This is a genomic window from Bengtsoniella intestinalis (assembly GCF_039719005.1).
In the GTDB taxonomy this organism is placed as follows: domain Bacteria; phylum Bacillota; class Clostridia; order Oscillospirales; family Oscillospiraceae; genus Oscillibacter; species Oscillibacter intestinalis.
The window spans coordinates 917,989-941,784 of the sequence record NZ_CP133584.1 but is presented as its reverse complement, the minus strand read 5'-3'; the positions used below and the strand labels follow the sequence as shown (position 1 = coordinate 941,784).

At 49.9% G+C, this 23,796-nt stretch carries 16 protein-coding genes; 5 read left to right on the top strand and 11 right to left on the bottom strand.

Annotated features, from left to right (window positions below):
• The first annotated feature begins 243 nt into the window (after positions 1-243).
• Positions 244-1,557 carry an alpha-amylase family glycosyl hydrolase gene (locus RFF05_RS04650; RefSeq protein WP_409969232.1) on the top strand — a complete coding sequence of 438 codons (1,314 nt, stop codon included), beginning with the start codon at positions 244-246 and terminating at the stop codon, positions 1,555-1,557.
• A gap of 154 nt (positions 1,558-1,711) precedes the next feature.
• Here RFF05_RS04650 and RFF05_RS04645 read toward each other — a convergent pair whose 3' ends face one another.
• From RFF05_RS04645 to RFF05_RS04605, 9 genes are all read right to left on the bottom strand, one after another.
• Positions 1,712-3,022, bottom strand: coding sequence for an ABC transporter substrate-binding protein (locus RFF05_RS04645; protein WP_409969231.1), 1,311 nt, complete (start codon positions 3,020-3,022; stop codon positions 1,712-1,714).
• Positions 3,023-3,363: 341 nt separating this feature from the next.
• Positions 3,364-4,692, bottom strand: coding sequence for an ABC transporter substrate-binding protein (locus RFF05_RS04640; protein WP_409969230.1), 1,329 nt, complete (start codon positions 4,690-4,692; stop codon positions 3,364-3,366).
• A 73-nt stretch (positions 4,693-4,765) separates the two neighbouring features.
• On the bottom strand, positions 4,766-5,473 hold the full coding sequence (locus tag RFF05_RS04635; RefSeq protein WP_409969229.1) for an ABC transporter ATP-binding protein: 708 nt from the start codon (positions 5,471-5,473) through the stop codon (positions 4,766-4,768).
• Positions 5,466-6,218 carry an ABC transporter ATP-binding protein gene (locus RFF05_RS04630; RefSeq protein WP_409969228.1) on the bottom strand — a complete coding sequence of 251 codons (753 nt, stop codon included), beginning with the start codon at positions 6,216-6,218 and terminating at the stop codon, positions 5,466-5,468. Before RFF05_RS04630 ends, RFF05_RS04635 begins: the two co-directional genes overlap by 8 nt.
• A gap of 3 nt (positions 6,219-6,221) precedes the next feature.
• Entirely contained in the window at positions 6,222-7,280 is a 1,059-nt protein-coding gene (locus tag RFF05_RS04625; protein WP_409969227.1) for a branched-chain amino acid ABC transporter permease, read from the bottom strand.
• 2 nt (positions 7,281-7,282) lie between these two features.
• Positions 7,283-8,146 carry a branched-chain amino acid ABC transporter permease gene (locus RFF05_RS04620; protein ID WP_409969226.1) on the bottom strand — a complete coding sequence of 288 codons (864 nt, stop codon included), beginning with the start codon at positions 8,144-8,146 and terminating at the stop codon, positions 7,283-7,285.
• A 326-nt stretch (positions 8,147-8,472) separates the two neighbouring features.
• A complete protein-coding gene (locus tag RFF05_RS04615; RefSeq protein ID WP_409969225.1) occupies positions 8,473-10,050 on the bottom strand; it encodes a helix-turn-helix domain-containing protein in 1,578 nt (525 codons plus the stop codon).
• A complete protein-coding gene (locus RFF05_RS04610) occupies positions 10,031-11,587 on the bottom strand; it encodes a sensor histidine kinase (protein ID WP_409969224.1) in 1,557 nt (518 codons plus the stop codon). Before RFF05_RS04610 ends, RFF05_RS04615 begins: the two co-directional genes overlap by 20 nt.
• Entirely contained in the window at positions 11,580-12,668 is a 1,089-nt protein-coding gene (locus tag RFF05_RS04605) for a sugar ABC transporter substrate-binding protein (protein ID WP_409969223.1), read from the bottom strand. The genes RFF05_RS04610 and RFF05_RS04605 overlap by 8 nt, the downstream gene beginning before the upstream one ends.
• Positions 12,669-12,879: 211 nt before the next feature.
• Here RFF05_RS04605 and RFF05_RS04600 point away from each other — a divergent pair, with 211 nt between their 5' ends.
• The 4 genes from RFF05_RS04600 to RFF05_RS04585 are packed head-to-tail and all read left to right on the top strand — an operon-like array spanning position 12,880 to position 16,316.
• Positions 12,880-14,037 carry an ABC transporter substrate-binding protein gene (locus RFF05_RS04600; protein WP_409969222.1) on the top strand — a complete coding sequence of 386 codons (1,158 nt, stop codon included), beginning with the start codon at positions 12,880-12,882 and terminating at the stop codon, positions 14,035-14,037.
• A 2-nt stretch (positions 14,038-14,039) separates the two neighbouring features.
• Positions 14,040-14,720, top strand: a complete 681-nt coding sequence (locus RFF05_RS04595; protein ID WP_409969221.1) for a GTP-binding protein — start codon at positions 14,040-14,042, stop codon at positions 14,718-14,720.
• Positions 14,721-14,723: 3 nt separating this feature from the next.
• Positions 14,724-15,713, top strand: a complete 990-nt coding sequence (locus tag RFF05_RS04590; RefSeq protein ID WP_409969220.1) for an ATP-binding cassette domain-containing protein — start codon at positions 14,724-14,726, stop codon at positions 15,711-15,713.
• Between the two features lie 9 nt (positions 15,714-15,722).
• A complete protein-coding gene (locus RFF05_RS04585; protein ID WP_409969219.1) occupies positions 15,723-16,316 on the top strand; it encodes a Crp/Fnr family transcriptional regulator in 594 nt (197 codons plus the stop codon).
• Between the two features lie 184 nt (positions 16,317-16,500).
• Here the strand turns inward: RFF05_RS04585 and RFF05_RS04580 are convergent, their stop codons facing one another.
• Positions 16,501-22,041, bottom strand: coding sequence for an S-layer homology domain-containing protein (locus tag RFF05_RS04580; RefSeq protein ID WP_409969218.1), 5,541 nt, complete (start codon positions 22,039-22,041; stop codon positions 16,501-16,503).
• Between the two features lie 448 nt (positions 22,042-22,489).
• Positions 22,490-23,533: a uroporphyrinogen decarboxylase family protein gene (locus RFF05_RS04575; protein WP_409969217.1), complete on the bottom strand. Its 1,044-nt coding sequence runs from the start codon at positions 23,531-23,533 to the stop codon at positions 22,490-22,492.
• Positions 23,534-23,796: the final 263 nt, after the last annotated feature.

Below are 23,796 nucleotides of genomic sequence, written 5' to 3'. Positions count from 1 at the left end.
AGTTGTCATTTAGTTCTTAACTAAATGACATTGGCTTATGGCTCGTTCCTTTTTGTAGTCTTATGCGCCTTTTTTACCAAGTGGTACTACCTTCCAAGCAGACAATATATTGGATGAAATTACAAGAGAGGAATGAATCCAAAGACAATCGATTTCTATGTGGAAAAGCAATAACAAATGGTTGCCTTTTCCATGGTTTTAGTATATTATGGATATAATTAGCATAAAAGGAGCGTATCAATTATGTGGGCAGAACAAAGTCAATTTTATCAAATTTATCCCTTGGGATTTTGCGGTGCACCGTTGCACAATGATGGGGTGGTGGTGCCACGGATTTTAAAGGTGTCAGATTGGGTTCCCCATTTGACCAAGTTGGGCATCAATGCTGTATATTTCTCCCCTCTGTTCGACTCGGATAAGCACGGCTATGACACACGAGATTATCGCAAATTAGATGTGCGCCTTGGTACCAATGAGGATTTGAAAACCGTGTGCGAAGACTTGCATGAAGCAGGCATCAAAGTGGTGCTAGATGGGGTGTTTAACCATGTGGGACGAGGATTCTTTGCCTTCCAAGATGTGCTTCAAAAGCGCTGGGACTCCCCTTATAAAGACTGGTTCAACATCAGCTTTGACGGCAACTCCAATTATAACGACGGGCTGTGGTACGAGGGGTGGGAAGGCCATTATGAAATGGTGAAGCTGAACCTGCGCAATCCCCAAGTGGTGGATTATCTGTTAGACTGCGTCACCTTCTGGGTTAAGGAGTTTGGCATCGATGGCCTGCGCTTGGATGTGGCATACCTGCTTGACCATGACTTCCTCCGCCGTCTGCGGAGCCATTGTGATTGGCTCAAACCAGACTTCTATCTGTTGGGGGAAATGATTCACGGCAATTACAACACCATCGTCAACGACCAAATGTGTCACAGCGCCACCAATTACGAGTGTTACAAGGGGTTGTATTCTGCTTTTAACTCTATGAATATGTTTGAAATTGCCCATTCTTTAAACCGCCAATTTGGTGACCAAGGGGATGGATTGTATCGTGGCAAACACTTGTCCACCTTTGTGGATAACCACGATGTGAACCGCATTGCCAGCACCCTCACCAACCCAAATCATTTGAAATTGATCTATGGGGTAGCCATTGCCATGCCAGGGATTCCCTGCATCTACTATGGCAGTGAATGGGGGGCAGAGGGCAAGCGTGGGTATCAATGTGACGAGGATTTACGCCCCAGTTTTGAGACGCCCGTTTGGAACGAAACCTGCGAGGCGGTGTCCCGAATGCACCGTGCCAAAGCTGGCAGTCACGCCCTATGTTATGGCAACTATAAAAACATCGTTCTCACCAATCACCAATTGATTTTTGAGCGTAAGACAGATACCCAACGGGTGTTGGTGGCTGTGAATGCCAGCGACCAACCCTACACGGCTCATTTTGACGCTGGCTGCGGTCAAGGCACCAATCTCTTAGATGGCACCCTCCATGATTTTGGTGGCGGCAGTACGCTACCCCCTTACAGCGTGGCCTATTGGGAGATGGAACGATAAGTTTGGCAGAAAACACAGACGACTACCTATATTACAAAATTGACGGTGCGTGGAATGGGCGCCTTCGTATACAGCGCCATTGTCTAATAAGGGTTTAGAACGCAGCAACAACCCCAGCTTATATAAGCTGGGGTTGTTGCTCGTTTTGCGTATGTTATGACAGGGTTTCATCTTCAGAATAGACGATTTTCTCGTTGGAATATTCAAAGGGCCACACGGTTTTGTATTCCCCATCTTGTATCTGGGCAATGGCCACCGACGCGTAGATGTTGTTGTTATAGTGCATGACACCGTCAAACTCGTGGTTTTCAAATTTGATGCGGTCATAGGGTAAAATAATCTCAGGCCCATCAGGGAAGGAACCTTGAATATCCAGAGCGGACAAGGCGTTTTTCACCGCTTCGCCACTGGCATCCTCTGCCGCTTCAAAGGCAGATTTGAACGTCCAAATGGCGGTGTAAGCCTCAGCAGCATGACCATTCATGTCCACGCCGAAAATCTCTTTGAACATGGTGTTGGTTTCTTGGCCCTTGGTCATGTCCGTGTTCCATTCTACCACCGAGGTGACCCCTTCTGAAATGCCTTGGGTGGCAGAGAGGAAGACAGGGTCGGTGAAGCCATTGGCCTTGGCAATCAAAATGGGTGGCTCATAGGAAAGGGCGTCCATGGTTTGCAATAGCAAGGTGGCATCAGAGGCATAGCTTTCTGCCAACACCACATCCGCGTCTACTTCTTTCAGTTCTAGCACTTGGGCGGTTAAATCGGCTATGCCTTGGGTGTATTGGATTTCGGTGACGATTTCCATGCCGTATTCTTGGGCATAAATCCGTGCACATCGAATGGCTTCTTGCCCAATCATGCTGTCATCCACAAAAATGGCAATGGTTTGGATTTCCTTGCCTGTCTGGGCTTGCTGGGCTTCCATGTACATAAACATATTTTCCAAGTATAGAGAGTTCATGGGACACAGGCGGAATAAGTAGGGGTTATTCACAGTGGAAATGCTGTCCACAGTGGAGATTGCGGTGATCATGGGGATTTCATATTCGGCACAGACCTGCGCCACAATTTCTGTCATGGTGCTCTGGTGACAGCCCACAATGGCTTGCACCCCTTCTACAGTGATGAGCCGGATGGCTTCGGTGCGTGCGGTTTCTTCGTCGCCTTGGGTGTCACCACGTAAGATTTCAATGGGGCGGCCGTCTATGCCACCAGCCAAGTTAATTTCCACGGCGGCAAAGTCTAATCCGCGGAGAATGTTGGTGCCGATGGCGGCATTGTTGCCGCTGAGAGCATAGATGGCGCCAATGCGAATGGGCTCACCCGTGAGCTCTATGGGTTGGGAAAGGGTGGTGGCGTTGGCTTGCGTTGTGGCGTCGATTGACTGTGTTGCAGTGCTACAGCCTGTTAAGAGAGCGCCTGCCACACACAACAACAATGCCACTCGTTTCAACGTCTTGAACATGGAATGCCCTCCTTTAAATGTAGTGTTTTGCTGACTTCGTGGGTCACAATATTGAAAGATGGTGCAACCCATTGACAGGGGAGGCTATTAGCCTTGCGTCCGCTTAGGGTGCACTACTTTCCAATTTGCCTTGCTATCATTATACTCGAAATAGGTTTGGTCTGTCTACCATAATCTACAAAAAAAGGCGCTGTATAAAAACCCGTTCCAAAGGGAAGGGGGCGGAGACTGGCCTCGCGCAAGCGATGCTAAGAGGGTGTATAAAAAGTGGCGAGCCACTTTTTATACACCCTCTTTTGTACAGGTTTATGTGTTAGCAGTTAGTCACCTGTAGGGGTCGATTAGGCCAGAGGAGCGGGATAGGTGATGTCGTTGGAAGCGAAGTCGTAGGGCCACACGGTGGACCATGCGCCGTCTTGCACTTGTGCGATAGCCACAGAAGCGTAGACGTTGTCACGGTAGTGTGCGTCGCCAGACAGGTCATAATCTTGGAAGTCGATCATGGAGTAAGGCAGAACGATGTCGCGGCCGCCGTCGAAGGAGCCGTCCACAACCAGTTCTTCCAGAGCAGCCTTCACAGCTTCGCCGTCTTCAGAGCCAGCAGCTTCCAAAGCAGCCTTGAAGCACCACACCACGGTGTAAGCTTCTGCGGAGTGACCGTTCATGTCCACGCCAGTAGCAGCGGAGAAGTCAGCGTTGATTTCAACAGCGTTGGTCAGGTCAGGGCTGAATTCAACCACAGAGCAGATGCCGTTGGCCAGATCGCCCAAGTTGGTCAGCAAGGAGGGGTCAGCAAAACCGTTTGCCTTGGCAACGATCATGTTGGGGCTGTAGTTTTGTTCTTTCAGAGTTTGGACGAACAAGGTTGCGTCGCCGATGTAGGAGTCGCACAGGATGGCGTCGGGATCAGCTTGCTTCAGAGCCAGCACTTGAGCGGACAGGTCGGTAGCGTTAGAGGTGTAGTCAACGGTGGCAACCAGTTCGATGCCATATTCTTCTTGATACAGTTCCACGCAACGAATCAATTCTTGACCGATGGCAGCCTTATCAGTGAAGATAGCCACGGTTTCAATCTTTTCGCCAGTTTGTGCTTCAGAGTCAGCCAAGAACATCATCATGTTTTCAACATAGACAGAGTTCAGAGGGCACAGACGGAAGAAGTAATCCAAGCTAGCGTTATCTTCGGAGGACAGGCTGTCCAAAGTGGAGATAGCGGTGATCATGGGCACACCGTATTGTTGGCAAACTTGAGCCACAACGATGGTCACGGTGGACATATGGCAACCCATCATGATGTCAACGTTTTCTTGGGTAACCAGACGTTCTGCTTCGGATTTACCAGTGGCTGCGTCGCCAGCGTGGTCACCGCGCACAACTTCAATCATCTTGCCGTTGACACCGCCAGCTGCGTTGATTTCAGCAACTGCGAAATCAATACCCAGCAGGATGTTGGCGCCGATGGCTGCGTTACCGCCAGACATGGAGTAGATGGTACCCAGTTTGATGGTTTCGCCAGAAGTTTCTGCCACAGATTCAGCGGCTTCAGTCACTTGGCTGGTGGTGGTGGAAGCGGTGGTAGAGCTAGAATCGCTAGAGCTAGAGCAACCAGCCAGCATGGACAGAGCCAAGGTGGCGGTGCAGACAAGAGCAAGAATTTTCTTCAGTTTCATGTAAATAATCTCCTTCAAATTTTTAATTTACAATTTTTATTCACACCGTACTGCTAAACGGTGAAAATGACAATTAGATACCCAGATATGCTTTTTTCACGTGTTCGTTGGCTTGCAATTCTGCGGAAGTACCTTCCAGAGAAATGCGACCATTTTCAACCACGTAGCCACGGTCGGCGGCAGAGAGTGCCTTGGTCAAATCTTGTTCCACCAAGAGCACAGAGATGCCGGTGTCACGAGCTAAGGTCTTGGCCACTTCCAAAATGTCGTCCACAATGTTAGGAGCCAACCCCAAAGAGGGTTCGTCCAAAATCAACAGCTTGGGTTCGCCAATCAGAGCGCGTGCCACAGCCACCATTTGTTGTTCACCACCAGAGAGGGTGCCAGCAGCTTGCTTGGCACGTTCTTTCAGCTTGGGGAACCACTCGTAGGAGCGTTCCAAATTCTTTTGGAAGTTTGCCTTGGTTTCCTTGCTAAAAGCGCCCATTTGCAAGTTTTCCAGCACGGTCATATCGGTGAACAGTTGGCGGCCTTCTGGCACTTGCACAATGCCAGAGTCCAAAATGAAGCGAGAGCTTTTCTTAGCCAACTCTTGACCGTTGAACATAACAGACCCAGCGCTGGGTTTGAGCATCCCAGTGATGGCACGTACCATGGTGGTTTTGCCTGCACCATTGGAGCCTAAGATTGCCACGATTTCACCATCGTTCAAGGTGAAGCCCACATCCCAGAGAATGTTGACAGCGCCATAGCCAGCGTTTAAACCTTCTACTTTAAGCATCTGCCTCGTCCTCCTTTTTAATCCCCAGATAGACTTCCATCACGTAGGGATCGTTCATTACTTCCTCGGGTGTGCCTTCTGCAATCTTTTCGCCATGGTGAAGCACGATGACTTCTTCGCACAGGCTGACAACAGCCTGCATGATATGTTCGATGAGCAAAATGGTCACGCCAGATTCGTTAATCTTACGAATGAGCTTGATGGCTTCTTCAGTTTCAGCAGGGTTGAGCCCTGCCATGTTTTCGTCTAAGAACAGTACTTCGGGCTTGGTAGCCAGTGCACGTGCCATTTCCAAACGCTTTTGGTCAGGGGTGCCCATGTCTTTAGACAGGACGTGGCGTTTTTCATAAAGACCAGTGAACTGGAGGATTTCGATGGCACGTTCACGGGCTTCCTTGGCGCTTTTTGCACCTGCGTGACCGAAGTAGCAGGAGGCAATTACGTTGTCTAGCACGCTGAGGTTTTTCAGAGGCTTCATGATTTGGAAGGTACGTGCGATTTTCATGTTGGTGTATTCATGTGCCTTTTTATCGGTGATGTCTACGCCGTTATAGAAAATATGGCCTTCAGTGGGAGGATAATAGCCGCAAATCATGTTAAAGGTGGTGGATTTACCAGCACCGTTGGGGCCAATCATGCCCGTGATGCCGCCTTTTTTAATGGAGAAGGAGACATCTTTCACGGCGGTTAGGCCTTTGAATCGTTTGGTAATACTTCTTACCTCGATGACAGGTGTTTCAGCCATGATTTAATTCCCCTTTCTTTCATATTGCATCATTTCCACTTCTTCAAAAGCTTCCATAGGGGGCTTTTTCAAAAGTTTGGTGTCAATGAATGCCTTGGTTTTGCTGTTGGTGTACCAGCCCAAAATACCAGAGGGGCGGAAACGGATGATCACCAGCAATGCGATGGCGTACATAATCATGTTGATGCCGGGCAGGATGGCGCTGTAGTTGGCACGGAGCAGTTCTGCCATGGGAATCATAATCAAGCCACCCACGATGGGGCCTTCCACGAAGGCGGCGCCGCCTACGATGGCAGGGAGCACAGCTTCAGCAGATTTGGACAAAATCATCATTTCAGGGTCGATGTAGCGGACATAGCAAGCATAGAAGAAGCCCACCAGACCAGCAATCATAGCGGAGATAACCACGGCCAACACCTTATATTTAATGGGGTTGATGCCGATGGCGGCGGCGGCGTCTTCATCTTCACGGATGGTTTTGAGAGCGAAGCCGATTTTGGAGCGGTCAATCTTTTTTATCAAAAGGTAAATGCCAATCATCATGACAAGACCGATGTAGTAATAGGGAATCTTGCTAGAGAAGCGGAACAGTGCCCAAGAATCATCGCCGAAGGGGAGGCCGATGCCACTGGCACGACCGAAGAATTCGGAGTTGATGATGACTTGACGGATGGATTCACCAAAGGCGATGGTCACCAAGGTGAAGTAAGGCCCACGGAGAATGAAGCAGGGGAAGAACACAATCCCTGCCACCAAGCCCACAACCACCATGCCGATGATGGCGGCCAGCCAAGGGTTGACATTGTAGCTCACAGTGGCGATACACATACCGTAGGCACCCAAGCCCATGTAAGCTGCGTGACCCAAGGAGTTTTGCCCCGTCATACCGCCCAGCAAGTTCCATGCCATGGAAAGGGTGGACATATAGAAGGCCAAAACAAAGATGTTTTGATAGTAGGGGGAGCTGACGATGTAGGGGAGTGCCACCAAAATGGCTAGAAAAATACCAATGGCAATGGCCACATTGCGGCGGTAGGTTTTCACTGCTTTTAAACTATCCATCTTTATTTCCTCCTTGCCGCTGTGATTTGACGCACCACCAAAATAATGATGAAGCTCATAAACACAATCAAATCGCTATAAGCAGGGCTGATGAACAGAGCGCTCATGGTTTCCAAGAGCCCTAAGAAAATACCTGCACAGAATGCGCCGGGGATAGAGCCCAGACCGCCTACAACCACCACGATCAATGCACGGATACCGAAGCTGGAGCCAGCGGTGGGGAAGATGGTGTAGAATTGGGTCAACAGAGCACCTGCGGTGCCAGCCAGAGCGATGCCCAAGCCATAGGTCAGCAGGTAGATGCGTTTGACGTCGATGCCAACCACTTCTGCGCCCACAGGGTTTTGAGACACAGCGCGGATTTGTTTACCCACAGTGGAGTGCTTTAAGAACACAAACAAGGCGATGGTCACCACAATCAGCACGCCAAAGCTAATCAAGCGAGGCAGCGCCATGGTGACAGGCCCCAAGGGAATATAGGTTTGGGAATAGTCAGTGCGGATGGAGTGATAGTCAGAGCCGAAGATGACCAGTGCACCGTTGGAGAGCAGTAGGCCAAGACCCACAGTCAAAAACAGCAGATTGGTGAAGCTCTTGGTGCCCATAGAGGGGGTAATCAAAGTGTGCTGAATGAGTACGCCAAACAAGAACATAATCACAGCCACAATTGGCACTGCCAAGTAAGGGTCAATGCCGCCATAGGTGTAGAGAACATAGGTCAAGTACATCCCCACCATCAGCATTTCGCCATGGCAGAAGTTGACGATTTTCATTACACCGAAGATGATGTTTTGCCCCATACCCATCAAAGAGTAAAAGCCGCCCATCAACAATCCGTTCACACACGCTTGCAAGAAAATGTCCATTACCGTAAGTCCCCCTTTCGCAGTAGTTGCATCATAAAATAATACCTTCCCTTCTGATTGTTAACGCTTTGTTAACTATTGCAAGTATAGCACAGGATCCATAGCACAATCTTGTTATCTGCTACATATTTCCTGTTTGCACCCTAGTTTTTCCAGTGGGTATAGCACAATCTTGTTATGGAATTGTCCTATTTGGCTGTTTTGTGCAGACAGCTAGGTGGGTTTTGTATACTATGCTAGAGGGCGGTTGTTTTAAAAGAAAAGCCCAGCCATAGATAGCACAAAGTTGCTATCCATGGCTGGGTCTTTGGTGACATCGGGACACCTTATTGCAATTCATCTCTAAATTCTGTTGGGGTGATGCCCACCCATTTTTTGAAAATACGGCTAAAGTAATTGGGATTGCTGTAGCCAGCGTCGATGCAGACTTGTTTGATGCTCATTTGTCCGTCGGACAACAGCCGTTTGGCGGTTTCGATGCGGATGGAGGTTAAATAATCCATAAAGGTGACACCCACCTCTTCTTTGAACAGCTTGCTGAGATAGAAGGGGCTGATGCCCACGGTTTTGGCCACGTCTTCCAGAGCCAAATCCTTGCGGAAGTTTTCTTGAATATAGGCTTGTGCCTTGGGGATGACGCTCTCTGGTGCCTGCTTTTTAATGACCACCGTTTGGGTCAGCGCCACCATGGCGGCCACAAAGGCTTGTTGCAAGCCTTCTTCACTGTCTTGGCAGAGTAAGGCGTCCACGTCCACTTGACCACTGCCCCCTTGTTCTTGCACCATGCGCCGTGCCACCAGTAGCAAACTCACCAGTTCAATCCGCTGGGTTTGCAGGGATTGGGTCTGGCTTTTCAGCGCCCATCTGGAAAACAATGTCGCCTCACGGCGCACTTCATATTCAAAGCCTTTGGACACGGCTTTGAGCACCTCTTGCTCCATGAGTTGGCGATGTTTTTGATGGCCATCTTGCACCATCAAATCCCCAATGTGGGTGATGCTTCCTTTGCCATGGCGCAAGGCATTGAGGGCTTCTTGATAGCCATCGAACAAGGTTTCCCATGTTCTAGGGGTGCCTACGCCTACCTTGAAGTCAATGCCCACCACCTGTTTGAGGGCGCTTAAAAGGGTGCGGATGTTGGTGTTGAGATTTTGGCTATATTCTAAGTAAGGCTCGCTACAGGGCAGGGCGCAGATGAGTTTGTTGCCCATGACGCCGCTGATAAAGGCTCTGAAATAGACCTTCACCAGCTCTACAATTTTATCATAGTGGTGGTAGAGATGGATGCCAGCGTTGGCTTGGTCGCTGGGTTTGCTCTTTTCACTGCTGCCCCGCCATTCTAGCACTAACGTGATGCCGTATTCCTCTGTCAAATTCAGCAGGCTTTTGTAATGGGCAATGCTGTCTTCGTCCCCCCGTTGGAGGATGAGACTGATGATAAACCCATTTTCAATGATGGGGGTCATGGCCTCCATTTTCTCTTTGTTCAACAGGTCGTCTTTGCGTTTTTGTCGTTCTTTGTCGATGGTGGCCATGCACTTGGTCAGCTGCTCTACAATGGCTTTTTTGTTGATGGGCTTGGTCAAATAGTCCACAGCCCCAAGGCGCAAGGCCTCCTTGGTGTATTCCACGTTGTCATAGGCGGTGAGGATGAAGATTTTTACTTGGTTGTTTTGGGAGCGGATTTCCTCCATGGCCTTTAGGCCGCTAATCCCCGGCATACGGATGTCTAAAAAGGCGATGTCAGGGCGGAAACTTTCTGCCAGTTCGATGGCCTGTCTGCCATTTTTTGCAATGGCGCATTGACAGTCGCTGCCAAAGTGTTTCGCAATGATATATTGGAGAGAATCTGTCACAATCCCTTCATCATCTGCCAGTAGAATTTTATAGTGTTCGTGGTCCATCGTGTGGTTCACTCCCTTCTGATGACGGTGGTTGTTGGTTTGGGCGTAAAATAGGCACCCGTATGGTGATGGTGGCGCCTTGGTCTTGGCCTTGGCTTTCAAATGTCATCACGTCATGGCAGTCGAAATAGAGTCGCAACCGTTCTCGGACATTGGCGAGGCCAACGCCGTTTTTGCTGCCCTCTTGCTTGGGGGTATAGGCATTGTCAGCGTTTAATGTTTCCAGTATATCTTGGGGCATACCCACGCCGTTGTCGCGGATGGTGATGACGGCAAGGCCAGTTTCTTCTTTCACAGAAAACCACAGCCATTTTTGCCATTCTACGCCACCGAGACCATGGTTTAAGGCGTTTTCGATGATGGGCTGGAGCACCATGCCAGGGAAGAGAATGTCACCAAGGCGTTCGTCCACCGATTGTTCCATGTGTATTTCGTTGGAATAGCGAATGTTCATGATGTACATATAATTGTCGATGAGCTGGATTTCACCCAACAGGGTGGAGTCTTGGCCTGTGCTTTTTAAGCGATAGCGGAAAAAGGCCGCCATGTTGGCAATAAACTCATAGGTGCGGTCAGCGTCTTCCATCATAGCCAGCTGTTGGCCAGCATTTAAGGTGTTGAACAGGAAATGGGGGTCAATCTGGGCTTGGTAATATTTCAGTTGGGCATCTTTGAGCAGGTTTTCCATAGCAAGTTCGCGCTGTTTCATGCGGATTTCCAGTTCCAAACTTTCACGGCTTTTGCGGATATAGTCGTTGATGCTGGCAATCATTTGATTGAAGGCACGGGTCACCGTGCCCACTTCGTCTCGGCTAGTAGGCTCGTCTAAGGAGATGCCAAAGTTGCCTTTTTCTACCTCTTCTGCCTTTTGGGTCAACTTTTCCAAGGGACTGGTGAATCTGCCGATGACAATGTAAAATACCGCCACCAAATAGGCGGTGACACCCAAGAGCACCACAATGATAAATAGCTCTAGATATCGCAGATATTGGTAGAGCACGTTGTAGCTTTCAAAGTTGGCCGTGAATTGCAAGTCGTTGAGACCCTGCATATAGGTGAGCAAATAGCCGTAAATTAGCTGGATTTCCTCGTAATTTTCCTTATAAACCGTTACATTGTGGGCTTGTTTGGCAGTGACCGCCTCGTCGATCAGTTCCACCCATGACAGGGCAAGCTGGCGGATATTTTGCTCCATTTGTCGGGTGGGATGGTCGGTGATGGTATCGTCAATTTGGTCGATGATGGTCATAAATGCTGCCTTGTTTTCAGACAGTTCTGCATAGGCGTCAGCACTTTGGATGTTGAGATATTGGTAGACGTTGCCCTCGATGGCCATGGCAAGCTCTTCTAGTTCCCCAAGGCGGAGGTTGGTGGTGTAGACTTGGTTCATATTTTCCACCGTGGAGTTGATGCCACTAAAGAGAACCAGATTGATGAACAAAAACATAAACATGGTGAGAATAACAGGCACAATCAGCTTGCGACGCAAAGATTGGTTGATGAGAAGGTCAGCTTTGGCTTTCAGGCGTTCAATCATCGATGGCCTCCTCTCCATAGGTCAGGAGTACATCGTGGTCGATGAGCATGGTGTCCACTTCGGTGTAGTAGCTGACCATGTGATAGTGGATGTAGGTCATCAGGGCTTCCACGCTGGCACTGCCTAGCTCGGTGGGGTCAATGGTGATGGAGGCATTGAGATTGCCAGTTTCAATTTCTAGCAAAATGGCTTCAGAGACAGAACTGCCGATGATTTGAATTTCATCGGAGAGACCAATTTCCCGCACCAATGGACTGGTGGACAAGGTGATGGTCTCGTCTAGGCAGAGAATGATATCGGGCTGAGCAATGGCGCCTTCGGCAATGCTATGGATGATGTCTTCGGCGTTGTTGAGGCCTTTGTCATCTTGGATGATTTGAAAATCAAAGGCGATATTTTCTTGTAAAACTGTGCTAGTCAGTCCTTGTTGGAACCAGCTTTGGCTGGTTGCGTCAAAGGTGGTGGCTGGCACCAATACCATCACCAGTTGGGTGTCTTGGGTGGCAAGTTTTAGCACTTGTTTGCCATATTCTTGGCCTAAGAAATAGTCGTTGATGCCCACAAAGCCTTGGCGGTTGGCGTTGGGCAAGTCTTTTTGCATGGTGACCACAGGGATGCCATGGTCATAGGCGCGCTCAATCATATCCTCGCTGACTTCCCCTTCTGTGGGGCGCAATAAAATCCCATCCACCCCGGCGTAAATAGCCACGTTGATGGCGTCCTCCATAGATAGAGCGTTGGACAATGTGCCGTCAATTTGTTCCACATAGGCCCCATAGTCTGCACCTGTTTCTTGGGCACTGGCATACACGGCCTCCCAAAAGGAGTTGTCGGTCTGGTCAGAGATGATGGCGATGTGATAGTCGTAGGTGGTGTAGTCAAGCTCGCTGACAGCGTTGGTTTTTAAATGGAAGAAGTAGGCGATGAACAAAAAGGCCACCAGCGATACCACGAAAATAGAACCCATGGTGCGCACCACAGGCAGTTTTAGTGCTTTTTCAATGCTTTTTCTGACCACAGATTCACTTCCTTTGCGTTGGAGTTTCCGTTGTTGGAACGTTGGGGGATCAAATGCCACCACTTTGATAAAAAGAGTGTGGCAAGTGCATATCACTTTCATTTTATCGCCAATTTCAGGAGAATGCAAGCATCTTTTGCTAAATTCCTCCAATGGATGGGGAAAAAGAACGGAGGGCACCTCTAAAAAATTCAAAAATTTCGTACCATATGTTACGGATTTTTCATATTTGTTGGTGTATAATAAGGCTATCAACTAGAATACGAGGTGACCTATGAACCAAATTCAAATGACCGATACCATTTTAGCCATCACCGAGGCACACCCCCAAACAGTGGACGTGCTGGTGGCGTATGGTCTGGATAAATTGCAAAACCCTGCCTTGCGCCAAAGTCTAGGCAAAACCATGACCCTTGCCACGTTGTGCAAACTGCGTCAGCTAGATGGGGCGGCGCTACTAACTGCCCTCAATGCCGTGGTGAAACCCACGGCGGAAGGGGTGCGCATCAAAGGGATTTTGCCGTGCCCCATTCGCATTCCCCTGATGGATAAAATCACACCCTTTGTGGAGCAAAGCCCTGTGCCCATTGACCATACTTTACCAGCCGCCAGCACTGGCTTGGATTGGCTGATGGCAGAAAGCGAATCCAAAGAGCAGTTGGCCGATGTCTATCTCTCGGCTGGGTTTGATTTGTTTTTTAACCACAATGGCATGGGTAAATTCGCCAAAGAAGGGGTGTTTGCCCCTTTAGACGTGGCCTATAACAATGACTTTGATAACGACCATATTTCCCTCCGCGACCCCAAGGGGATTTACACGGTGCTGGGGATGGTGCCTGCCATTTTCATGGTGAACAAGGCAGAGCTAGGCCAGCGCCCCATGCCCAAAAGTTGGCAAGATTTGTTTTCCCCTATCTATAGCGACAGCATCGCCATTCCCATGAAGGATTTAGACCTGTTCAATGCCGTGCTCCTTGGCATTTATCACCGCTACGGGCAAGAGGGCGTGGCGCAATTGGGCAGCAATATTCTCAAAAGTATGCACCCAGCCCAAATGGTAAAAAACGCCTCTGCCAATCGGGCACCTGCTGTGTCGGTGGCCCCCTATTTCTTCGCCAGTATGTTGCCTGAGGGTGGCGATATGGTGGCTGTGTGGCCAGAAGATGGCGCCATTGTCAGCCCTGTTTTTCTGGTGGCCAAGGCAGATAGTTTGGCACGGTCTCAGCCTTTGATTGACTTTTTAACGTCTAAAGAAATTGGTACAGTGCTGGCTTCCAACGGCAGATTCCCCTCCACAGTTGCTGGGGTGGACAATAGCCTAACAGGGAACGAACCATTCTTGTTCTGCGGCTTTGACTTCCTTCACAGCTGTGATGTGGATACGTGTCTCAAAACATTAGAAGCCGTATTTTTAGGGAAAGAAGAGGTGTGAGAATGCAACTGATTATTGTCTCTGGTCCACCGTCCTCAGGGAAAACCATGGTGATTTTAAAAACCATTGACGCCTTGCGCCAACGCCATAAAGCGGTGGGCGTGGTAAAATTTGACTGTTTGCAAACAGACGATGACACTCTGTATGAAAAGGCTGGCATCCCTGTGAAAAAAGGCCTTTCTGGTTCCCTTTGCCCTGATCATTTTTTTGCAACCAACATTGAACAGGTGGTGCACTGGGGCAAAGAAGAAGGCTTTGAATATCTCATCACCGAGTCGGCTGGGCTGTGCAACCGTTGTTCCCCTTATTTAGATGGGGTCACGTCTATCTGCGTCATCGATAATTTGTCAGGCATTAACACACCCAAAAAAATTGGCACCATGTTGCGCCTTGCCGATATTGTGGTCATCACTAAGGGGGACATTGTGTCTCAAGCCGAGCGAGAAGTGTTTGCCTTTCGGGTGCATAAGGCCAATCCCAAAGCCATCATCATGCAAATCAATGGTTTGACAGGGCAGGGAGCTTATGAGCTGAGCGGTCTGTTGGACAGCCAGCCCAGCCTTGAGACCACAGTGGGCATGACCTTGCGTTTTCCCATGCCAGCGGCTGTGTGCTCTTATTGCTTAGGCGAGACGCGTATTGGCGAGCAATACCATTTGGGCAACGTGAGAAAGATGGTGTAAGCGATGAAACAAACAACTATGCAACAACTGTTGACCCAATATCCCTATGTTGAAGACTTTTTCGCTGGGCTAGAGGTGCCAGTGCTAACCACGGAACAAACGGTAGAGAATTATCTTTTCAGCCACAAGGAATTTTTGATGGAGGAGAAATCCACCACGCCAGCTATAGTCCTGCAAGACTTAGAGGACTATATCCAAGCCATGGAGCTGTTTTTACACGAAGAAGACGGGGTGAGCCTTTCCTCGTTGACCATTGTGGCAGGGGTTGACAAAGCTGGCAACCCAGAATCCTTTGAGACCATCACCTTGTATCCCTCTCAAGTCATTGCCATCGTAGGCCCCACTGGGTCTGGCAAAAGCCGCTTGCTGGCAGACATTGAATGGACAGCCAATGGCGATACCCAAACCAAGCGGAAGATTTATATCAATGGCAAAACCCCAGATTTGACTTGGCGCTATAGCGTGACCAATCAACTGGTGGCACAGCTGTCGCAAAACATGAACTTTGTCATTGATGCCACCGTGTATGAGTTTTTAGAACTCCACGCCCAGTGTCGCAATGTGGCACAGCCACAGGCATTGATTGCGCAAATCATCCAACAGGCCAACGCATTGTCTGGGGAGAAATTTCACCCAGAGACCAATGTGACAGCCCTCAGTGGCGGGCAATCTCGTGCGCTGATGATTGCCGATACCGCCATTTTAAGCCCATCGCCCATTGTACTCATTGATGAGATTGAAAATGCAGGCATCGACCGTAAAAAAGCCTTGGATTTATTGCTTTCTCAAGAGAAAATTGTGCTTATGGCTACCCATGACCCTATCTTGTGCTTGATGGCAGATAAACGATTGGTCATTAAAAATGGTGGCATTTTGGATGTGATTGAAACCTCTAGCCAAGAAAAGGATTTGCAAGCCAAATTGTGGGAGATGGATGGTATCATCACCGATGTGCGCACACGATTGAGAGCTGGCGAGCGGTTAGAGAAATGAGGTGAGCCCATGTTGTTAGAGTGCTTATCCCTAGAGGCCAAGGCCAGTGTGACTGCCCAGTCCATGGTGGAGGCGTATCCACGCAATGGGGTCATTTTTGCCAGAGGCGATGTGCCTACGCAGCTGCATATTTTGCACAGCGGAACGGTGACCATCTGCAACTATACCCCCAACGGAGAGCGGAAAGTGATTACCACTATTTCTACAGCAGGGGATAGCTTTGGGGAAGTCTATTTGTTTTTAGACCAGCAGCCCTATGAATTTTTCGCCGTAGCGGAAACAGAGTGTATGGTGCAACACATCCCCAAAGAGGTGGCTTTTTCCAACCCAGCGTTGATGGCGGAGCTGTTACATCTGTTTGCCAGAAAGGCCTATACGCTGAACCGCCGTGTGCAAGTTTTAAGTAGCCCCAGTTTGCGTGAAAAATTGCTCATTTATATTGAACAGAGCAAAGACGCCAACAATCAAGTTCATCTGACGGGTACGCGAGATGAATTGGCAGACTGGCTCAACACCACAAGACCGTCTCTTTCTCGGGAGTTGATGCAAATGCAAGCCCAAGGTCTCATTCGCGTGGACAAGCGGACGATCACCAAAGTATAGGTTTTCCCACGCCCAACGGACACCCCAGCGAACACTGGGGGTATGGCGAAGCCATGTGCAAAACCTATGATAAAAGAAAATGCGACACGTACGCCAGCGACTGTTTGCCGTTGCGCAAGCGATGCAAAAAGGGTGTATAAAAAGTGACGGTTCACTTTTTATACACCCTTTTTTTCAGTTGCAATTATGCAAGGTAACGATAGAGGAACGTGACGATTACGCTACGGTTGCAATCGGTTTCGGGTTGGAACGTGGTGTTGCTCACACCTGTGGTGATTCCTTCACCAACGCCCCACAGCACTGCATCGTAGTAGTAATTGGTTTCGCTTACATCGGTGAACAGGTTGAGACTATTGGTAACTTTTTCCCCGTCCATGCGCCACAAGAAGGTGATGATGTGGGCGCGAGAGCAATCCATGTAAGGGCTAAAGGTGGTGTCGGTGGTACCCACGGTGATGCCATTTTCAAAAGCCCAGAGTACCGCGTCATAGAAGTAATCATCTTCGCTGATATCGGTGAAGGGATTGTCAATGGTGTAGCTGGGTTCATCCATGGCGCGCCACAAGAACGTGACCGCTTGGGCGCGGTTGGTGACGCCATAGGGGTTGAAGGAACCATCGGCATAGCCAGTGGTGATGCCGTTTTCAACCGCCCAAACCACGGCATTGTAATAGGAGTCATCGCTATCTACGTCAGTGAATGGGCGATCGCTGTCGGTTTCACTGCCGATTGCCACAAAGGTGACCTTGACAGTGACGGCGGCGCCAGGTTGGATGTAGCTATAGGTGCCATCGCCATTGTCGGTGACACTCACTTCACGGCCAGAAGCGTAGGTGACGGTGACACTACCCACTTCATACCCTTCGTCAGGGGTGGCTGTGATGGTGATTTTGCTGCCAGAGGTAGACTTGCTAGAGCTGACGGACACATCCCCGTTGTCGGCGCTGGCCACGCTGGAAGAATAGCTGGAGGAACCACCAGAGCTAGAGCCAGTGGAAGCAGTATACTCGGTGTAGGCCAAGGCGTAGGTGGAGAACTTCTTCACATACAAGGTGATGGACGTTTTGTCACTGCTGACCACGATTTTTTCCCCATCCACTGCTGTGGTGGTGATGGTGTGGATATCCCCTTCGTGAGCACGATACACCACATAGGTTTCCTTGCCTTGGAGTTCTTCTGGCAGAGGAATGGTGATTTGCACCACGTCATTGGTTTCGGTGATGGATGTTTCTGCGCCATCATCCACAGTTTTGGTGATGTCGATGGCTAGGTACATACCCACGGTTTCGTCAGAAGCCACTTCTTCCGAAATCTGGGCGCTGTCGGTAAGGATATCACTGTCGCGTTTTTCTTCCACGCTCAGCACCACTTTCACGGTGCTATCTGTAACGGCTTCATCCTCAGCCACAGCGTCCAAACCGCCTACCACAACGGCAGGGGTGGTGGCGCCAGTGACTTCCACCACAGAGTTGGTGTTGCCAGAAGGCATGGTAATGGTGTCCACGATGCCGTTTGCCTCGATGGTCTCGGCAATGGTCATGGTCACGCCGTCAGATTCAGCCACGATGTTATACAGGCCAGAGATCACATTGGTGAAGGTGTATGCGCCAAACTCATCGGTAACAGCGGTGGCAAACACGGTGTCACCTTGCTTCAAGGTGACGGTTGCGCCTGCTACAAGGGTGGTGCCATCGCTGTCTTTCACAATGCCAGTGATTTCATAGGTGGTCACGGCTTCTTCGGTGATGATCAACGTACCCATTTGTACGGGTTCGGTGCTAGCGTTATCGCCACTTGCGATGTAGTAGTTGCTGGGGTCAGCGGTCAAGGTCACATAAATGGCATAGGTGCCAACTGCGGTGGGCACCGTGGTTGTTTCGGTGTCCCCATAGGTGACAGTGTAGGTAACTTCTTGGTCAGTGGTGACGCTCACTCCGCTCACGTCACCTGCTGTTTGAACGGTGTTGCTCAAAGAGACGGTGACAGGTGCCTTGGTGATGGTGAAGGTTGCGTCTTGGGCTTCTGCCAAGGCATAGTTGGTGCTTGTTGCGCCGTCTACTTCATAGGCTACGGTGTATTTACCAGTGGTGTATTCACCAGCATCTGCGCTGTCCACAGTGATGGTGACGGTGACAGTTTCATCGCTTGCGCCTGCAATCTCTTGGGTGAAGGTTGCGTCTTCGTCGTAGACCGTGGAATCAGATGCTAAGGTCAAGGTGTAGGGGGAGATGGTGAAGCTTGCGGTGGTGCTCCCTGCCACATAGTTGTCAGTGCCAGTTACATCAGCGCGCACATAATAGGTGCCAGCAGCAGTTGGGGTGGCAATGGTATTCGTGCCAGCCGTTGCATCTTCTTGGGTTGCATAATAGGTCAACACAGGGGCGCCAAAACTAGCAGATGCCTCTGGCAGAACGGCAGTTGCGCCATAGGTCCAGCCACCTGCAACGGTGAAGCTAACAGTGTTTGTGGTGGCTTTTGTAATGGTGTAGGTATAGGCAATATCAGACGCACCGCCAGTGCTCCACACGGTGTTGGTGGTGTCATCCAAGGTGTAGGTTGCGGTGTATACACCTTCGGCAATGGCTGCGATGGACTCGACAGTATCGCTGTCAAAGCTGTAGGAAACGCAATAGCCGTCCCCATCAGCTGGGAAGTCAGTGGTGTGGGCAACGCCAGTATAGGCGGCGGAGGTGCTAGTATATCTAGGTGCAGTGATGGATTTGGCTTCGATGGTGTATTCCACTTCGGCCTTGATACCACCCACGGTGAGTTCTGCCTTGTAGGTGCCCACGTTGATGGGTTTGCCGTCCATGGCGGTATCATAGCCTAGCGCACCTGCTTGGTAATACACAACGACTGCATCCCCTTGGAGGCCATCCGCATCGGTGATGGTTGCTTCAATGGCGCTACCTGTGTAGGTCAAACCAGTAGGTGCTGCAATTTGTAAGGTTGCGGTATCGGCGCAACCACTGCAAGTGGCCACGATTTTGGTGGGATCTTCGATAAACTCATCTACTTCGTTATTGGTATCTGCATCATACTCTGGGTTTGGCATGGTGCCTTGGCTGTAGCTCCCCCAAGTATGGGTGTGCGCCACATAGAGTTGGATTTCGTTGGTTGCATCATCGTCCACAAAGGTCAATGTGCCAGCTGCAGAGGAAACGTCTTTGGTGAAGACCATATCATCGGTTTCACTCAAGGAGTAATCGTCATACCCCACAGCCACAGCGACAGGGATGCCATCTTTGGCGGTGATATAGGTGTTGATGCCGATGGAGGAGCCAGACAAAGAACCTGTGACAGTCATGGTTTTGCCGCTAAGAAGATAGACATTGTTAGCGGCTTCGCCTTTGGTGTTGCCAGAGATGTTCACAGTGCCAGAGATGTTCATGGTGCCGTTCATGTACACGCCGCCGCCATTGGACGAGGCAGAGTTGTTGGTGATGGCGCTACCGCTATCCATGGTCATGGTGCCATTTCCAGCCACAGACACGCCACCGCCACTGGAGGAAGATGTGTTGTGTTCGATGATGGCAGCATTGCTCATGTTGAAGATGCCGTAGTCACTCACATAGACACCGCCACCGCCGCCAGTAGAGTTAGTGTGCTCATTGTAAGAAATGGTGCCGCCAGTCATGGTGAAGATGCCGTAGTTACTACTGTTCGACCCACGCACATACACACCACCGCCACCGCCAGAGCCGTAAGAGGAAGTATTGCCAGCGCCTTCGCCACCGATGGTGCCATCGGACATGGTGAAGGTGGCCTTATAATTGACAAACACACCGCCGCCGTTGTTGGCTGTGTTGCTTTCGATGGCAGCGTCGCTGTGGCTCATGGTAAATTCACCGTAATTTTGCACAAACACACCGCCGCCACCGTTGGCAGGGTCTGTGCCAGTGGCCGTGTTGCCAGAAATGGTACCGCCCGTCATGTTGAAGGTGGCTTTTGAATCACTATTCGTGCCGTCCACATATACACCGCCACCGTTGGTGGTAGATTCATTATAGCTAATCTCGCCACCAGAAAGCGTGGCAGTCACACCACTATTGACATACACACCGCCACCGTTGGCTGTAGCAGTATTTTTGTTGGCTGCAGACCCACCGATGACACCGCCAGTCATGGTAAAGGTGCCACTGGCTACATACACGCCAGCGCCATTGGTAGCGGAGTTATCACCGATGATACCGCCAGACATAGTGAAGGAACCGCCGTTCCATACATACACGCCACCACCGATGGTGGTTTCATCAACGGTGGTACCAGTACCGCCAGAGATGATGCCTTCGTCGTCTGCGCTGTCGGTCAAGGTCAGCGCACCACCATTGACGGTGATGACGGATGCCTTGGTTGCATCTGTAATCCCAGAGCCGTCGATATCAAACCCAGCCAAATCCAGAATCACGCCGTCTGCGTCGGTGACGGTGATGGTTTCGGTGATGGACACGTCGGTCAGCAGGGTGACGGTGTCCACATTGGTTTCATCTTCGCCGTTTGCCGCATCGATGGCAGCTTGGACGGTGGTGTACTTAGTATTGTTCACTTGAGCCACAGGTGCCACGTTGATGGAATAGGTGTAGGTGCTAGAGCCATCTTCAATCACTTCGTAGCCAGACTTATCAGAGCTGAACACATTCTCGGCTCGTGCGCCAGCAAAGGTGAAGTCGCCAGTGACGTTTTCCAAAGTGATGCCGATGGAGGAGGTGGAGACAGGGGTGGTGCTCACGGTCAATTTTTGACTAACGGTGTAGGTTCCATCATAATCGAGATACATGTTGTTGGTGATTCCGTTAGCGGTATTGCCAGTGATGGTGATGACGCTATTGTTGCTGATGTTCATTTTGGTCCATTCAGCATTACACGCAACATACACACCGCCACCACTGGTGGTCGCTGTGTTGCCAGTGATGTTACCACCATTCATATTCATGGTGTAGCCAGCATTGACATACACGCCACCGCCACTGCTAGCAGAGTTCCCAGAGATGGTACCACCATTCATGGTGAAGGTGCGGCTATCACCACCATCGGCGAAAAACACACCGCCACCTTCATTTGTAGCTGTGTTGTCTTTGATGGTGCCTGCGTTCATGGTGAAGGTATAGCCGCCATTGAGTCGCACACCACCGCCAGTGGCGCTGGTGTTGTTAGAGATGGTGCCAGTGGTGCCACCTGTGCCTTCGCTCATGGTCATAGTGCCTACGATATGCACACCGCCACCGCCCAAAGTGGCCGTGTTGCCTGCGATAGTACCGCCTGTCATGGTGAAGGTAGCGCCAGAAGCGACAAACACGCCACCGCCCAAAGTGGTGCTACCGCCATAGATGACGCCGCCAGTGACTTCGGCACCAGATGTTACATCAGAAATCACAGCTTCAGAGCCCACGCCTGTGATGTAGCGTGTGCCAGTGTTACCGCTATCTTGCAAGGTCAAGCTTGCAGCGGTAGAGCCATCACCCACGGTGATGACAGAGTAGCCCGTGCCACCTGCTTTAATATCATACCCATTCAAATCCAGAATCACTGTGCCAGTGATATTGATGGTACTGTCGGTTTCGATATCGTTTGCCAGCTTGACAGTGCCACCGTCCTCATAGGCCTCGGCAATGACTGCTTCCAACTCATCTTGGTCCATAACCTCATCCGCAGCAAACGCCACGGTGGGTACCATGGTCATGACCATGGCCAGCACCAAAAATAGGGCTAGTGTTTTTCGTTTCATACTATACGCTCCTCTATAACTATATTGGTACCAGTATACCACATTGTATTCTTATTTTACAATGAGAATCATGTAAAATGATACACCAAACTGTCGTTTGACAAATTGGTGAACCGATACAATCCTGCCACCCCTCGCAAGAGGGGCTAGGCGTTAGCCCAGTAGGGGCTTTAGCCCCATGGCAGGTGCGTGAGGCTTTTTGTCTGCCCGCAGGGTGCTCTAGCGAATGCTAGAGCAAGGGCGTAGCCCTAGACAAAAACCTATACTTATGCCGTATACTATACGAAGACAACAGAAACGAGAAGAGGAGGCACGCCATACCCTGCCCAAGGATGCTAAAACTCTTTTGGGTGCGGATGGCAAATGAATACAATGTGATGTGACCCAGAGTAAAACAACGCCCCCGTGTATGAAAGTGCATACACGGGGGCGTATCATATTGGATTGCTTAGTATTTGCCGTAAGTTCTGGCTTCTTCCATCATAATCTTAGCGAAGGTATCGTCCAAGGGTTCGGGGTATTCGCAACCAGTGGACAAAATGAAGCCGCCGTCTTTTTTGTATGCGTCAATCAATTCACGGCATTGTTCACGCACTTGGTCTTCGTCAGCAGCCATCAAGAAGCCGGGGTCGATTTGACCAATCAAGGTGGTCACGCTGCCATATTTTTCCTTCAATTCTGCCTTGGTTGCACAATCTGGGGGCAAGTGGAGCATATTGATGGCTTCGGGGTGGATGCGTTCGATTTGTTCTTTGAAATAAATGCCTTCGCCACAGTTGTGAATCAGCACGGCGGCACCACGGCTGTGGATGTGCTCAGCCATCTTTTGGATGGTGGGGCCTTCGAACTTGTCCCACATGGATGCGCGCATAATGGTGCGAGAAGCAAACAAGGTGTCCAAGATGATGGCGTCGGCACCGGCGTCAATCAGGGCATCGCAGTAAGCAATCAAGGTTTCGCCAATGCGTTCGATGGCGGCTTGCACCTTTTCTTTTCTGTCTTTTTTGATGCAGTCAACCAGCAACACTTCCATGCCAGCCATCATGCTCAAAGTGCCCATGGGGCCAAAGACGAAGGCAACGATGTGTTTGTCAGCTTTTTTCTTGTCAGCCAGAATCTTGGTCGTTTTGATCATGTTGCCCATGCGCAAGGCCTTGGTGGGGTCAATGACTTGGATTTTATCGTAATCTTCTGGGCAGGTGATGAGCTTGACAGAATCATCGGGCACAGCGGCCTTGTTGGGGTGATACTTGACTTTCATGCCCCAGCCTTCTGCTTCCACAGATAGGTCAACCAGAGTACAAATTAAGTCCAAATCCAAAGCATCGGTTGCAGCAATGATCGCTTCTGCGCATTTTTCAGGGTCGATAGACCATTCGTCATAGCCGATACCAATGTATTTGCTAGAAATGCTGTTGACCAAGGGGTAAGCTGGGACGTGGTCTGCTTCTTTGTGTTGCAAAATTAGATTTACACGTTCTCTTGAATTCATGATAACCTCCAAAGTTTTTATAGTTTTTTTATACATCAAACACATGAATATTCCATTGCTTGATGGAAAACACGTTCTTTAAGACTTCGCTTGTTGTGAGACACACTGAGGAGAGGGTATTTTATGGGATAGGAAACTATCATTTAATAAAAAAAGACGCCAATATCCCCGTGTATATCAACATCTTTGTCGTAAATATGTATTTTCTACAGTATAACAGAATTATCCAGAAAGGTCACTGTGCTTAAGCCTATATCGCGATG